The sequence below is a fragment of the Streptomyces sp. NBC_00620 genome, from assembly GCF_026341825.1.
Taxonomy (GTDB): domain Bacteria; phylum Actinomycetota; class Actinomycetes; order Streptomycetales; family Streptomycetaceae; genus Streptomyces.
The window spans coordinates 1,527,494-1,541,596 of record NZ_JAPENY010000003.1 but is presented as its reverse complement, the minus strand read 5'-3'; the positions used below and the strand labels follow the sequence as shown (position 1 = coordinate 1,541,596).

Below are 14,103 nucleotides of genomic sequence, written 5' to 3'. Positions count from 1 at the left end.
ACGAAAGGTCTCTGCACGCCGGCCGCCCGGACTCCTTCAAGGTATGGCACGGCGTGTCACGTGACAAGGCACGGAGTGCCAGAAGTTGCGCTCAGGTGAAATCTTTACGTAACACTTGAGCGATGATCGATCAGGTGGGGCGCAAAACGGCATGAAAACGCCGGACGAGCCAGGTCAAGCCCGTCCGGCGATCGAGGACAAGCGGCGAAGCCGCGGTTTCCTGAGGGGAAGTGGTTACGACCGGTCGCGGAGAGCCTGCTCGATGGTCCGCATGACCTGGTCGAGCGGAGCATCGACCCGGGCGACGGTCACCAGCACGTCCCCCTCCGTGAAGGAGGAAGCCGGTGCCGCCTGCGGCGCGACCTCGCGCCCGGCGCCGATCCCGGTCCCGAAGGTCTTGCGGACGATCGAGAAGGCGTGGTCCAGCTGGGTCTCGACGTCCCCCTGGCCCCCGGCCCGCAGCCAGCGCCGCAGCACGTGATTGTGTGCCGTCACCACGGCGGACGCGGCGACCTCCGCCAGCAGCGGGTCGTCGTTGGCGTCGTCGTCGTGCGCGTGCTCGTCGAAGTGGCCCAGCAGATAGCGGGTGAACAGTCGCTCGTAGCGCGCCACGGAGGCGATCTCGGCCTCGCGCAGCGTCGGCACCTCGCGCGTGAGCTTGTAGCGCGAGACGGAGATCTCGGGCTGGGCCGCGTACATCTTCATGACTTCCTTGATGCCACGGCACACCGTGTCGAGCGGGTGCTCGTGCGCGGGAGCCGCGTTCAGCACCGCCTCGGCCCGGATCAGGGTGTCGTCGTGGTCCGGGAAGATCGCCTCTTCCTTGGAACGGAAGTGGCGGAAGAAGGTGCGACGGGCCACCCCGGCCTGGGCGGCGATCTCGTCGACGGTGGTCGCCTCGTACCCCTTGGTCGCGAACAGCTCCATGGCCGCGGCCGCCAGCTCGCGACGCATCTTGAGCCGCTGGGCCGCCGCGCGAGTGCCCGCGGCACTCTCCGGCGCGTCGGGCGTGGCTGGTGTACGTGAGGACTTGGCGGGCTGGGACATGACCCGAACGTACTGCATATGTGCAGGGGAGTGCGCATGTCCGGGGATCCCCCCGCCCTCCGTGGGCGGGGGGTTTCCGGCCGGGTCGAGCAGGCCGCCCCAGTGGGCGCTGTCCGCGAACCAGTCGCCCTCTCGCTCAGCGGCGGGCATATTCGCGGAAGCCGCGGCCCGTCTTGCGGCCGAGGCAGCCCGCGGCCACCAGGTGCTCCAGGAGCGGCGCCGGGGCGAGCCCCGGGTCGCGGAACTCGCGGTGCAGCACCTTCTCGATGGCCAGCGAGACATCGAGGCCGACGACGTCCAGGAGCTCGAAGGGGCCCATGGGGTAACCGCCGCCGAGCTTCATCGCGGCGTCGATGTCGTCGAGCGTCGCGTAGTGCTCCTGGACCATCTTGATCGCGTTGTTCAGGTACGGGAACAGCAGCGCGTTCACGATGAAACCGGCCCGGTCCCCGCAGTCCACCGGGTGCTTGCGGATCTTCGCGCAGACCTCCCGCACGGTGGCGTGCACGTCGTCCTCGGTCAGGACCGTCCGCACGACCTCGACGAGTTTCATCGCCGGGGCCGGGTTGAAGAAGTGCATGCCGATCACGTCCTGCGGGCGCGAGGTGGCGCGGGCGCAGGCCACGACGGGCAGCGAGGAGGTGGTGGTGGCGAGGATCGCGCCGGGCTTGCAGACCTTGTCGAAGGTCGCGAACAGCTGCTGCTTGATCTCCAGGTCCTCGGCGACCGCCTCCAGGGCGAGATCGACGTCCTCGAAGGCGTCGTACGAGCCCGCCGGCGTGATCCGGTCCAGGGTTCCCGCCGCGGCCTCGGCCGTCATCCGCCCCTTGTCGACAGACCGCGAAAGCGACTTGCCGATACGGGCCTTGGCGGCCTGCGCCTTCTCCTCGCTGCGGGCGGCGAGGACGACCTCGTACCCGGCCTTCGCGAACACCTCGGCGATGCCGGACGCCATCGTGCCGGAGCCGGCGACACCGACGGAGCGGACGGTGCGGCCGGGCGCCGCGGCGGCGCCTTCGAGGGGAGTCAGGGCGTCCCGCACGACACTCGCGCTGTTGGAAGCCTCGTACGAGTAGAAGCCGCGCCCCGACTTCCTGCCGGTCAGGCCCGCCTCGCTGAGCTGCTTGAGGATGGGCGCGGGGGCGTGCAGCCGGTCGTGCGACTCGGCGTACATGGCCTCCAGGACCGTGCGCGCGGTGTCGACGCCGATCAGGTCGAGCAGTGCGAGGGGTCCCATCGGCAGCCCGCAGCCGAGCTTCATCGCGGCGTCGATGTCCTCGCGGGAGGCGTACTTCGCCTCGTACATCGCGGCGGCCTGGTTGAGGTAGCCGAACAGCAGCCCGTCGGCGACGAAGCCGGGGCGGTCGCCGACCGCGACGGGCTCCTTGCCGAGTTCGATGGCCAGGTCGGTGACCGCGGCGACGGCCCCCGGCGCGGTCAGCACCGAGGAGACGACCTCGACGAGCTTCATCGCGGGCGCCGGGTTGAAGAAGTGCAGGCCAAGGACGCGCTCGGGGCGGGCCGAGTCGGCGGCGAGGCGCGTCACGGACAGGGCGTTCGTGCCGGTGGCGAGGATCGTCTCCGGGCGCACGATGTCGTCGAGCGCGCGGAAGACCTGCTGCTTGATGTCGTACGACTCCGGGGTCACCTCGATGACCAGGTCCGCGTCGGCCGCGGCCGCGAGGTCGGTGAACGTGCGGAAGCGGGAGAGGACGTCCTCACGCTCCTGCTCGGTGAGCCGCTCGCGGCGCACGGCGCGGGCGGTGGAGGCTTCGAGCGCCGTGACCGCCTGGGCGGCCTGGGCCTCGCTGATGTCGATGCCGATGACTTCGCGGCCGGCGCGTGCCAGAACCTCGGCGATGCCGGTGCCCATCGTGCCGAGGCCGATGACGGCGACGGTCTTGAGCGGGGACAGAGAGGTGTCGGAAAGGGGAGTGGCCATCGCGGGACTCCAGGGAGAGGGTGACGACTGAGGAGCGCACGCGGGTACGCCGACAGGCGCACACCGTGCGGAGGTTCTTGCGGGTGATTCCGGGCTGACAAGCGCACACGCCCGGTGCCGTTCCTGGGCGAAGCGTCCAGGGAACGTGAAGCCGACTGGCTCTGTCCCGGAGCCATGTCGTACTGAGGTACCTGAAGTACCGAACCGACTGCTCTCCCGGCGGCTGCGTCACCAGGCCACCGTGAGTAGAACGCGAGTGGGTAACTCGCTCGTCTGAGCTTAACCCGCCAGTAACGAGCGCGCCAGCCCCCGAGTTTGTGATGTACGTCCCCGCACCTCAGAGGTTTCCCTAGGCTCGGCGTCATGGACGAAGAGTTGCGATCACTCACGGAGCGTTTACGAGGCGAGTCCGGGGCTTCGGCGGCGTACGACCGTCTCGCGGCGACCGAGGACGCCGACGAACTGGCGGCAGCACTGACCGAGCCCGGACAGCCACTGTGGGCACGGGAGTTGGTCGCCTTCCGGCTCGGGGCCGCCGGGGACCGGCGGGCCTTCGAGGCACTTGTCCTGTTCCTCAACCACCGCGAACCGCAGCGCTGCGCGTCCGCCGCCTGCGCCCTGGCCCGGCTCGGTGATCCCCGCACCTCCCGCGCCGCGGCCGCACTCGCCACCAACGAACTGCGCGTCGCCTACGCCCTGCATCCGGTACGCCTGCTGGCCGAGCTGCGCGCCCCCGAGGCCGTGCCCGCGCTGATCACCACCCTGGAACGCAGGCTGCGCCCGCACGATCCACACCGCAGGGTCGCCCTCGCCTGCGTGGAGGGGCTGGGCGCGCTCGGCGACGTACGGGCTAGACCGGTCCTCACGGAAGCGCTGGCGCATCCGACGCTCGCGGAGGCGGCGGTGCGGGCGCTGGCACGGCTACCGAAGACGTAGGCCCCGAGTCAGTCGCTCTCGGCGCCGGACAGAACGCGGACGTAACGCACCTCAGGCACCGCGACACCGTCCACGTCGAAAGGCTCCTCGGCGCCGTCGGGGGTGAACCCGGCCCGCTCGTAGAAACGGCGGGCCCGGGTGTTGCCCTTGAGTACCCACAGCAGCATCCGCCCGTGTCCGGCGGCGGCACACCGCGCGACCGACTCACTCAGCAGCGCCTGCCCCACCCCGTCCCCGGCCCGGTCGGGATGCACATAGATCGCGTACAACTCGACGTCCTCGGTGCGGACTTCACCGTCCCGGTACGGTCCGTGGCAGACCCAGCCGACCACCTCGCCGTCCCGCTCGGCGACCAGGTTCACGATCTCGGTGCCGCCCCGCCCGAAGCGCTCGCGGCGCCGCGCCGCGTCCTCCTCCACGCTGAGCGAGTCGAGATACGACTGAGGTATCAGCCCCTTGTACGCGGTCTGCCAGCCGCGGATACGGATCTCGGCGACACGGGCACAGTCGTCGAGGGTCATCTCGCGGACCCGGAGGTCACTCACGCGCCCATCACCGCGTACGCCTCGAAAGCCGAGGCGGGAGGGCCCGTCGGGGGCGGGAAGGGGAGTCGGGTCACTCATGCGTCCATGGTGGACCATGGGTCCGACAACGCCCCCGACGGGCCGCTGCTCAGGCGGTGTTCAGCCCCGGAAGCCGAGCAGGCCGTGCAGTGTCGAGCCGCGCGAGGCGGTGGAGGCGGCCTTCGTGCTCAGCGGTTTCGGGTCGGGGAGCGTCTTGCACACCGCGTCGACCTCGCCGCCGCTGCGCGGCACCTTGCCGTCGGTCAGGTACGCCGCCAGGTGCTTGTCCAGGCAGGCGTTGCCGCTCAGCGAGATGCCGTGGTTCCCGCCGCCCTGCTCGACCACCAGGCTGGAGCCGCGCAGCAGGCCGTGGACGGTGACGCCGCCCTCGTACGGGGTGGCCGCGTCGTTCGTGGCCTGGAAGAGCAGCGCCGGTGGGATGGCGTCGTTGGCGACGTCCACCGGCTGGAGCGAGTCCGTCGGCCAGAACGCGCATGGCGCGTTGTACCAGGCGTTGCTCCAGGCCATGAACGGCGCCTTCTCGTACACCGCCGAGTTGTCCTCGCGCCACCGGTTCCAGTCCCGCGGCCAGGGCGCGTCACGGCACTGTACCGAGGTGTAGACGCTGTAGCTGTTGTCGCCGGCGGCGTCGACTGCGGCGAATTTGTCGTACGCCCTGACCAGCGGGACCGCGTTCTTGTCGTTCACGTAGGCCGCGAACGCCCCGGCGAGATAGGGCCAGTAGCCGTTGTAGTAGCCGCCGGGAGTGAACGTGTCCTCCACCTGGGAGGCGCCCACCTTCTTGCCCGCGGGCTTCTTGGCCAGCGCCGCGCGCATCGCGTACCACTTGGCCTCGATCTTCGCGGGGTCGGTGCCGAGCTTGTAGGTGGTGTTGTGCTTGGCGACCCAGGACAGGAAGGCCCGGTGCCGGTCGTCGAAGGCGAAGTCCTGCATGAGGTTGTCGGCGTACCACACACCGGTGGGATCGACGATGGAGTCCAGGACCAGGCGCCGTACGCGGTCAGGGTGGAGCTTGGCGTAGACGGCGCCCAGGTAGGTGCCGTACGAGTACCCGAAGTAGTTGATCTGCCCGGCGCCGAGCGCGTGCCGGATCGCGTCCATGTCCTGGACCGAGCTCACCGTGTCGATGTACGGCAGGAGCTTCGCGTACTTGGTGCCGCAGGCCTTCGCGAACGACTCGGCGCGCGTGAGGTTGGCCTTCTCGAGCGCCGGGGTGCTGGGCACGGTGTCCGGGCGCCCCGGGTTGAAGTACCCCGGCTTGCAGTTCAGGGCGGGCTTGCTCGCGCCGACACCGCGCGGGTCGAAGCCGATCACGTCGTACTGCGCCGCCACCGCCCTGGGCAGTGCGGACGCGACGTAACCGGCGAGAGTGCGTCCGCTCGCGCCTGGGCCGCCGGGGTTCACCAGCAGCGGACCCTGGTACTTCTTCGCGGTGTGCGGGACGCGCGAGAGGGCCAGGGTGATCCGCTCGCTGTACGGGTTCGAGTGGTCGAGCGGCACCTGCAAGGACGCGCACTGGAGCGTCGGATAGGCGCTGGTGCCGCACTTCTTCCAGGTGAGCTTCGCGGTCCGGTCGGTGCGCGGTGCGGTCGCGGCGCCGGCGCTCGCGTCTGCGGGGACCGATGCGATCATCCCGGCCACCACCGCGGCAGCACCGCACAGAGCAGCTGCGCGTTTCGTCATGAAGCCTCCCAGGGACGGAGGATTGTGAGCCGTGCACGCCACGGCCTTCGCCGCATCGTCCCGGAGAGGGGGTCCGTAAGAACCCGTTCTGGCGAGACTTGACCCGATTGGGTCGCGGGATGCGCTCGGATGCCCTGGAGAGGCCCGTGATCACAGGAGCGTGAGCTGTGTCGGTTGCTGCGCCGGTTCCGGTGCGGCGGGCTCCGGTGCCGCGATCCTGCGGGGCATCCCCGCGCGCGAGGGACCGATGCCGTACTCCTGGGCCAGCTCGTGCACCTGACGGGTGATCCGGCGCTGGTACCACTTCGGGGCGTAGGAGCCCTCCGCGTACAGCCGCTCGTAACGGCGTACGAGATGCGGGTGGTAGTGCGCCAGCCAGGCCATGAACCACTCGCGCGCGCCGGGTCGCAGATGCAGCACGAGCGGGGTCACGGAGGTGGCGCCGGAGGCCGCGATCGCCCTTACAGTGGCGCGCAGTTGGGCCGGGTCGTCACCCAGGAAGGGGATAACGGGGGCCATCAGGACCCCGCAGCCGATGCCGTGGTCCGTCAGGGTGCGTACGGCGTCCAGGCGGCGCTCCGGCGCGGGCGTGCCCGGCTCGACGGTGCGCCACAACTGGCCGTCGGTGAAGCCCACGGAGACGGAGATGCCCACGTCGGTGACCTCGGAGGCCTGCTTCAGGAGGTCGAGGTCGCGCAGGATCAGCGTGCCCTTGGTGAGGATCGAGAAGGGGTTCGCGTGGTCGCGCAGGGCGGCGATGATGCCGGGCATCAGCTGGTAGCGGCCCTCCGCCCGCTGGTAGCAGTCGACGTTGGTGCCCATCGCGATGTGCTCGCCGTGCCAGCGGCGTGAGCCGAGCTGGCGGCGCAGCAGGTCCGGCGCGTTCACCTTCACCACGATCTGGGAGTCGAAGTCGAGGCCCGTGTCGAGGTCCAGATAGCTGTGCGTCTTGCGGGCGAAGCAGTACACACACGCGTGCGTGCAGCCCCGATAGGGGTTCACCGTCCACTCGAACGGCATGCGGGAGGCCCCCGGCACCCGGTTCACGATCGACTTGGCCCGGATCTCGTGGAAGGTGATGCCCCGGAACTCCGGGGTGTCGAAGGTACGGGTGGTCACCGCGTCCGCGCCGAACAGCGCGGCGTCCCGGGCGGGATTCCCTGCGGGGTCCGCTGTGAGGTTCTCCCAGCGCATGACGCCTCCTCGGTAGCACTGACCACAGAATAGAACACATGTTCCCTTGATCGTGCGACCTCCTATTCCGTGTCCCGCGCGGCACCCTGTGAGGACCCCGATTTGGGCGGCCCGGCCGGGGGGTGGTTGGGTGGCCGCACACCCCGAGAAACCAAGTGCTGGAGGAAGTGCAATGGCGCAGGTCGAGGCCACGACTGAACGGGTCATCGCGGCGGACGCGGAGGCGGTGTTCGACGCCCTGGCCGACTACACCGGCACACGCGCGAAGCTGCTGCCCGAGCACTTCAGCGAGTACGAGGTGCGCGAGGGCGGCGACGGCGAGGGCACCCTCGTCCACTGGAAGCTCCAGGCCACCAGCAAGCGGATCCGCGACTGCCTGCTCGAGGTGAGCGAGCCCACCGACGGCGAGCTCGTCGAGAAGGACCGCAACTCCTCGATGGTCACCACCTGGCGTGTCACTCCCGCCGGTGAGGGCAAGTCGCGTGCCGTAGTCACCACCGTCTGGAACGGCGCGGGCGGCATCGGCGGCTTCTTCGAGAAGACCTTCGCGCCCAAGGGTCTCGGCAGGATCTACGACCTGGTGCTCGCCAAGCTCGCCGCCGAGGTGGAGAAGTAGCCCCAAGGGCGACTTCGTGAGGTGTGCGGTCCAAGAGGCAACTCTCCAGGGCGTGTTGTCACCCTCACCGTTTCGAGTGGATCTCTCTCTGGCGTGCCGTTGTGCCGTAACTCGTCGCGCTTGCCTGCAGTTGTCGCGTAAGCGGGAATTGTGCGGGTAGGTGCGACGAGGGGAGCGGTACGTGGGCGGGATCACTCTGGTGAAGGACGAACCGGCTGCCGCACCCCCGCAGAACCCCGAACCACAGGCCGCCGGGATCGCCCAACTGGGGCCGCGCCAGGTCCGGTTGGTCTTCTTCGGGCTCATGCTCGCGCTGCTGCTCGCGGCGCTCGAGCAGATGATCGTCGCCACCGCGCTCCCGAAGATCGTCGGAGAGCTGCACGGCCTGGACAAGATGTCCTGGGCGATCACCGCCTATCTGCTCACCTCCACCGTCGGACTCCCGATCTACGGCAAGCTCGGCGACCTCTTCGGCCGCAAGGGCGTCTTCCAGTTCGCGATCGTCGTCTTCGTCATCGGCTCCGCGCTGGCCGGCTGGTCGCGCACCATGGACCAGCTGATCGCCTTCCGCGCACTCCAGGGCGTCGGCGCGGGCGGCCTCATGATCGGCGTGCAGGCGATCATCGCCGACATCGTCCCGCCGCGTGAACGCGGCCGCTTCATGGGCCTGATCGGCGCCGCCTTCGGCCTCGCCTCCGTCGCAGGCCCGCTCCTCGGGGGCTATTTCACGGACCACCTCTCCTGGAGGTGGTGCTTCTACATCAACGTGCCCTTCGGCCTGCTCACCCTGGCCGTCGTCACCGCCGTACTGAAACTGCCGAAGCCCACCGCCCGAGCGCGCCTCGACGTGCTCGGGGCGCTGCTGCTCGCCGCCGCGTCGACCTGCCTTGTCCTGCTGACCAGTTGGGGCGGCACCGAGTACGCGTGGGACTCGCGGGTCATCCTCGGGCTCGGCGCGGGTGCGCTCGCCGCGACGGTCCTCTTCCTCGTCGCCGAGCACTTCGCCGCCGAACCCCTCATCCCCCTGAGGCTGTTCAGGGACGGCGTCTTCAACATCACCGCCCTGGTGGGCCTGATCATCGGCGTCGCCCTGTTCGGCGCCGCCAGCTATCTGCCGACGTTCCTGCAGATGGTGGACGGCGCCTCGGCCACCGAGTCCGGGCTCCTGATGCTCCCCATGATGGGCGGCATCGTCGGCGCCTCGGTCATCTCCGGGCAGCTCATCAGCAGGACAGGCCGCTACAAGGTCCACCCGATCCTCGGCGGCGCCCTCTCGGTCGTCGGCATGTGGCTGCTCTCCCGGCTCGAAGTGGACACGCCCCGGCTGCACTACAGCATCTGGATGGCGGTCCTCGGTGCCGGAATCGGCATGGTGATGCCGGTGCTGATCCTCGCCGTGCAGAATTCCGCGCGCCCCGCCGACCTCGGCACCGCGACCAGCGCCAACAACTACTTCCGGCAGATCGGCGGCAGCGTCGGAGCGGCCGTCTTCGGCACGCTGTTCGCCAACCGGCTCGCCGACGAACTCGCCGACCGCCTCCCCGCGCACGGGGGCACCGGAGTTCCGGACTCCGAGTCCCTCACCCCGCAGCTCGTGCACGCGATGCCGGCCGCCCTGCGCGACGACTACATCAGGGCGTACGCGGAAGCCATGCCGCGGATCTTCCTCTACCTCGTGCCGGTACTCGTCCTCGGCCTGCTCATCGCCTTCTTCCTCAAGGAGAAACCTCTGGTGTCCCACAACGCCCCCGCCACCGAAGCCGAGTCCGCACGGCTCACCCAGATCCCGCACGCCCGCACGTCGTACGCCGCCGGGATCCCCGTCTGCGGCACGGTGCAGCACCCCGACGGCACCGTCGTGCCGCGAGCCGCGCTCACCCTCATCGACGTCGCGGGACAGCAGATCGGGCGGGGCGCCAGCGGCGAGGACGGGCGGTACGCGCTGTCCACGCCGGGGTCGGGGTCGTACGTCCTGATCGCCGCGGCGGGAGGCCACCAGCCGCAGGCCGTCTCGGTGACCGTCGGCGAGCGTCCCGTGGAGCTCGACGTCGTGCTCGGCGGTGCGGGGCGCCTCGCCGGGAGCGTGCTGACGGCGGACGGCACCCCCGTGCGCGAGGCCATCGTCACGCTCACCAACGTCCACGGGGAGGTCGTCGCCACCACCCGCAGCGGACGCGAAGGGGGCTATGTCATCACGGAGTTGGTCGCGGGCGAGTACACCCTCGCCGCCAGCGCGCCCGCCTTCCGCCCGGCCGCGCTCCCCGTCTCCGTCCAGGCCGCCCGCGAAACCCGCCAGGACGTCGAACTCGCCGGCGGCGCAGTGCTGCGCGGCACCGTGCGGGCCGGTGGCGGGCGCCCGGTGGAGGACGCGCGCGTGACCCTCCTCGACGCCGCCGGCAACGTGGTGGACACGCTCACCACCGGAGCCGACGGAACGTTCCGGTTCGTGGATCTGTCCTCCGGAGAGTACACCGTCATCGCGGCCGGCTATCCGCCGGTGGCCACCGTGCTCCAGGTCGCCGGGGGCGGCAGGACGGAGCGCGACCTGCAACTCGGGCACGAGGACTAGGCATCGCCGGACCACGCCGCGCCCGCAACGCGCCGGAGGCTACCCGCGAGTTCAATTCCGGAATTGCCACACATCGGAACCGGCCACCGCCGTACGGTAGTAGTGGCGGCACAGATCTTGCGGAGCCGGTGGGAGAGAGGGCCTGGGCCATGGACCGTGGCACCGAAGCGGGCGCAACTCCCAGCAGCGGAGCTGGGAACGGCGCGGTGGAGCACGCCGCCGCCGGACGAATCCCCCTGGCCGTGGTGGTCGTGGACCGCGGCGGGCTGGTGTCGCACTGGAGCACCGGTGCCAGGCGCCTGTTCGGCGCCTCCAAGGAGGACGCGGTGGGCCGGCCCGCCGTCGATCTGCTCCCGGTGTCCGGCGCGCTCCCCGAAGACGACGAAACGGCGCCCTACGGGGCGTACGCGGCCTACGACGGACTCGGCCCCGACCTGGAGTCCTCCCTCGACGGGCGGCTCTCCTACCCGGCCGCGGGGCGCGCCCGGCTCACCGTGACCGGCCGCGACCGGGTCGATGTCCTGTGGTGGGCCTATCCCCTCGTGGGCCCCGGGCAGGAACGGCTGCTGGTGCTGGCCGCCGACGCCGGCGCGATGCGCCACGAGGACCAGGACCTCGATGGGGCGGCCGTCGAGCGCATGGCGCCCGGCTTCGCGCTGCACACCGACTTCCCCGGCGCCGAGGAACTGGCCCGCGGGCTCCCCGAGATCCTGCCCAGCATGAGCGTGGGCGAGGGTGCCCGGATCGTCGCGCAGATCCTCGAACTGGGCTATCCCGTCCTGGAGTTCAGCCAGAACGACCGGGTGCCCGTCACCCCCGACTGGGGCGTGCCCCGGCGCACCGAGCGCAAGGCGCGCCGCGAGCGGGCGGCCAGGGCGGCGGTCACCGGTGAACCCCTGCCCAGCGACGTCCAGGACGAGGGCGAGGACCTCGAATACGTCGCTGTACGCGAGCGCCTGGAGTTCCTCAACGAAGTCAGCGGGCGCATAGGCACCTCGCTCGACCTGTCGCAGACCATCCTCGAGGTCAGCCGTGCCGTGGTGCCGCGCTTCACCGATGTGGCGGGCACGTACCTGCGTGAACAGGTCGTCGCCGGTGAGGGTTTCCCCGAAGGGGTGCCCGACACGACCACCATGTGGCACCGCGTGGCGCTGGAGCACACCGACGAGCCGGGCCGCTGGGACGACGTCGTGCCGGTCGGCGAGGCGATGCCCTTCCCGGCGCACACGCCGTTCTTCCAGTGCATGACCACCGGTGAACCCGTCCTCGTGCCGCGCATCAGCGAGCAGATGGGGCACATGATCGCCGCGCAGTTCGAGAAGCGCGACATCAGGCCGCTCATCACCCACCGCTCCATGCTGGTCGTCCCGTTGAAGGCCCGCAATGTGGTCCTCGGCTTCATGATCCTGCTGCGCCACCCCGAGCGGGTCGAGTTCAACGACATGGACCGGGTGACGGGCGCCGAACTGGCCGCCCGCGCCGGGCTCGTGCTCGACAACGCGCGCATGTACACGTACCAGGAGAGCGTCGCCGAGACCCTCCAGGACAGCATGCTGCCGCACATCGCGCCCCGCATGGCCGGCTGCGACATCGCGACCCGCTATCTGCCCGGCACGCTCCTGGGCCGGGTCGGCGGAGACTGGTTCGACTCGGTGAAACTGCCCGGCTCCCGGACCGCCCTGGTCGTCGGCGACGTGATGGGCCACGGCCTCAACTCGGCGGCGATGATGGGGCAGTTGCGCACCGCCGTCCAGACCATGGCGGCGCTCGACCTGCCGCCCGCCCAGCTCCTGCGCAACCTCGACGACCTGGCCCAGCGACTCGGCGACAACTACCTCGCGACCTGCCTGTACGCGGTCTACGACCCCATCGCCGGCGAGCTGCACATGGGCAACGCCGGCCACATCCCACCCGTCATCGTGCGCGCCGCGGACGGCCGCAGTGACCTGCTCGACCTGCCGACGGGCGCGCCCATCGGGGTCGGAGGGGTGCCCTTCGAGGCGGTTCGGGTGCCCGTGGCGACCGGCGACCGGCTCGTGATGTGCACCGACGGACTGGTCGAAGTGCGCGGTGAGGACATCGGCGTCGGCCTCGCCACGCTCTGCGAGTCCGCCGCCCACCCGGCCGCGTCCATGGACGACGCCTGCGACACCATCATCCGCGCGCTCAACACCCGCGGCGGCCGCAAGGACGACGTGGCGCTGCTGATGGCCCGGCTCAACGGCATCGAACCCGAGGACGTCGCCGAATGGCGGCTCGCGCTCGAGCCGATCGAGGCGGGCCGGGCACGCGCCGTGGTCCGCGAGCAGCTCCACGAATGGGGCCTGACCGCTCTCGCCGACCCGGCCGCGCTGATGGCCGGCGAGCTGGTCACCAACGCCGTACGGCATGCCCGCAGCCGGCACATCGGGCTGCGCCTGGTGCGCGGCGAGACGCTGCTGTGCGAGGTGGACGACGACGACCACACGCTGCCGACCCTGCTCAGCGCGGGCCCTGAGGACGAGTTCGGGCGTGGTCTGCGCGTCGTCAGCAGGCTGGCCCGCGAGTGGGGGACGAGCCGGACGAGCGCGGGCAAGACCGTCTGGTTCGAACTGACGCTGCCGCGACGCAGTTAGGGCCCCTCCGGCCGGGCAGCGCAGGGTGCGACCGAGGGCGCGCACCGGCGTGCGCATGTCGAATGAGCGTGAAGGAATGCGCGGCGCGCTTGTGGCCGTAACCATGGCGCGATAGACCGAGCTGGCCCGTCGTTTCCGTCGGGTCGGCGTCGCATCCTGGGGAGTTGGGCATGAGCGTGACCAGTCGGTACAAGGAGGCCTGGGAAGGCTTCTGGCGCGAGGCCCCCGAGCAGCAGGGGGCCGTCTTCTGGGACGCCGAACCGGTGCTGACCGCCGGCGTCCATCTCGCCGTCTTCGAACCGCGCCTGGTGGACTTCGAGTTGCCTCTCGTGGACCTGGGCTGTGGCAACGGCACACAGACACGGTTCCTCGCGGAACGGTTCACCCGGCTCGTCGGCGCCGACATCTCGTCCGCCGCACTGGACCACGCCCGTCGCGCGGACCCGGAGGGCACGGTCGAATACCGGCTGCTGGACTCCGCCGAGAAGAGCGAGGTCGAGGCGCTGCACGCGGAGCTCGGCGACACCAACGTCTATATGCGGGGTGTGCTCCACCAGTGCGAGGCCGACGACCGGCAGGCCCTCGTCGACGGCATCGCGACCCTGCTCGGGGAGCGCGGCCGGGGCTTCCTGGTTGAGCTGTCGGAGAACGCGCGACCTATTCTGATGGGCCTCGCACAGGGCCCCGAGGGACCGCCGCCCAAGCTGCGGCCGGTCCTTGCGCACGGGATCGTGCCCGGTGAGGTCGCGGACGCGGCGGTGCCGGTGTACCTGGGCGCGGCCGGTCTGACGGTGCTTGCGAGCGGTGAACTCCCGCTCATCACCACGGAGTACACGGCGGACGGGACACGGATCGAGCTGCCCTCGACCTGGTATGTGGTGGGGCGTACGGGGTGAGCCGGCCGGCTTGAGTGGTGC

10 protein-coding genes are annotated in these 14,103 nt (G+C 70.5%); 5 read left to right on the top strand and 5 right to left on the bottom strand.

Features of this window, described 5'->3' with window-relative positions; translation table 11 throughout:
• Nucleotides 1-234: 234 nt before the first annotated feature.
• Nucleotides 235-1,047, bottom strand: a complete 813-nt coding sequence (locus OG246_RS38035; RefSeq protein ID WP_266473536.1) for a TetR family transcriptional regulator — start codon at nucleotides 1,045-1,047, stop codon at nucleotides 235-237.
• A gap of 136 nt (nucleotides 1,048-1,183) precedes the next feature.
• Nucleotides 1,184-2,989, bottom strand: coding sequence for a 3-hydroxyacyl-CoA dehydrogenase family protein (locus OG246_RS38030; RefSeq protein ID WP_266473534.1), 1,806 nt, complete (start codon nucleotides 2,987-2,989; stop codon nucleotides 1,184-1,186).
• A 363-nt stretch (nucleotides 2,990-3,352) separates the two neighbouring features.
• On the opposite strand from OG246_RS38030, the gene OG246_RS38025 reads away from it, so the two are divergent.
• Nucleotides 3,353-3,925 (top strand): adenylosuccinate lyase, encoded by a 573-nt coding sequence (locus OG246_RS38025; protein WP_266473532.1) that lies wholly within the window; start codon nucleotides 3,353-3,355, stop codon nucleotides 3,923-3,925.
• Nucleotides 3,926-3,933: 8 nt separating this feature from the next.
• Here OG246_RS38025 and OG246_RS38020 read toward each other — a convergent pair whose 3' ends face one another.
• From OG246_RS38020 to OG246_RS38010, 3 genes are all read right to left on the bottom strand, one after another.
• Nucleotides 3,934-4,446 (bottom strand): GNAT family N-acetyltransferase, encoded by a 513-nt coding sequence (locus tag OG246_RS38020; RefSeq protein WP_266474990.1) that lies wholly within the window; start codon nucleotides 4,444-4,446, stop codon nucleotides 3,934-3,936.
• A 162-nt stretch (nucleotides 4,447-4,608) separates the two neighbouring features.
• Nucleotides 4,609-6,192, bottom strand: coding sequence for an alpha/beta hydrolase (locus tag OG246_RS38015; protein WP_266473531.1), 1,584 nt, complete (start codon nucleotides 6,190-6,192; stop codon nucleotides 4,609-4,611).
• Nucleotides 6,193-6,342: 150 nt separating this feature from the next.
• Complete coding sequence (locus OG246_RS38010; protein WP_266473530.1) at nucleotides 6,343-7,386, bottom strand: Rv2578c family radical SAM protein; 1,044 nt, start codon at nucleotides 7,384-7,386, stop codon at nucleotides 6,343-6,345.
• Nucleotides 7,387-7,558: 172 nt separating this feature from the next.
• Here OG246_RS38010 and OG246_RS38005 point away from each other — a divergent pair, with 172 nt between their 5' ends.
• The 4 genes from OG246_RS38005 to OG246_RS37990 all read left to right on the top strand — a co-directional run bounded on the left by OG246_RS38005 (nucleotide 7,559) and on the right by OG246_RS37990 (nucleotide 14,082).
• Nucleotides 7,559-8,002, top strand: a complete 444-nt coding sequence (locus tag OG246_RS38005; RefSeq protein ID WP_266473528.1) for an SRPBCC family protein — start codon at nucleotides 7,559-7,561, stop codon at nucleotides 8,000-8,002.
• A 181-nt stretch (nucleotides 8,003-8,183) separates the two neighbouring features.
• Nucleotides 8,184-10,571 carry an MFS transporter gene (locus OG246_RS38000; RefSeq protein ID WP_266473526.1) on the top strand — a complete coding sequence of 796 codons (2,388 nt, stop codon included), beginning with the start codon at nucleotides 8,184-8,186 and terminating at the stop codon, nucleotides 10,569-10,571.
• A gap of 149 nt (nucleotides 10,572-10,720) precedes the next feature.
• Nucleotides 10,721-13,186, top strand: coding sequence for a SpoIIE family protein phosphatase (locus OG246_RS37995; RefSeq protein WP_266473524.1), 2,466 nt, complete (start codon nucleotides 10,721-10,723; stop codon nucleotides 13,184-13,186).
• 170 nt (nucleotides 13,187-13,356) lie between these two features.
• Nucleotides 13,357-14,082 (top strand): class I SAM-dependent methyltransferase, encoded by a 726-nt coding sequence (locus tag OG246_RS37990; protein WP_266473522.1) that lies wholly within the window; start codon nucleotides 13,357-13,359, stop codon nucleotides 14,080-14,082.
• Nucleotides 14,083-14,103: the final 21 nt, after the last annotated feature.

Excerpts from the sequence above, each read along its gene's own strand:
- OG246_RS38025 (WP_266473532.1), top strand. The coding sequence starts at position 3,353 with ATGGACGAAGAGTTGCGATCACTCACGGAGCGTTTACGAGGCGAGTCC.
- OG246_RS38020 (WP_266474990.1), bottom strand. The coding sequence starts at position 4,446 with ATGACCCTCGACGACTGTGCCCGTGTCGCCGAGATCCGTATCCGCGGC.
- OG246_RS37990 (WP_266473522.1), top strand. The coding sequence starts at position 13,357 with ATGAGCGTGACCAGTCGGTACAAGGAGGCCTGGGAAGGCTTCTGGCGC.
- OG246_RS38010 (WP_266473530.1), bottom strand. The coding sequence starts at position 7,386 with ATGCGCTGGGAGAACCTCACAGCGGACCCCGCAGGGAATCCCGCCCGG.
- OG246_RS38005 (WP_266473528.1), top strand. The coding sequence starts at position 7,559 with ATGGCGCAGGTCGAGGCCACGACTGAACGGGTCATCGCGGCGGACGCG.
- OG246_RS37995 (WP_266473524.1), top strand. The coding sequence starts at position 10,721 with ATGGACCGTGGCACCGAAGCGGGCGCAACTCCCAGCAGCGGAGCTGGG.
- OG246_RS38030 (WP_266473534.1), bottom strand. The coding sequence starts at position 2,989 with ATGGCCACTCCCCTTTCCGACACCTCTCTGTCCCCGCTCAAGACCGTC.
- OG246_RS38015 (WP_266473531.1), bottom strand. The coding sequence starts at position 6,192 with ATGACGAAACGCGCAGCTGCTCTGTGCGGTGCTGCCGCGGTGGTGGCC.
- OG246_RS38035 (WP_266473536.1), bottom strand. The coding sequence starts at position 1,047 with ATGTCCCAGCCCGCCAAGTCCTCACGTACACCAGCCACGCCCGACGCG.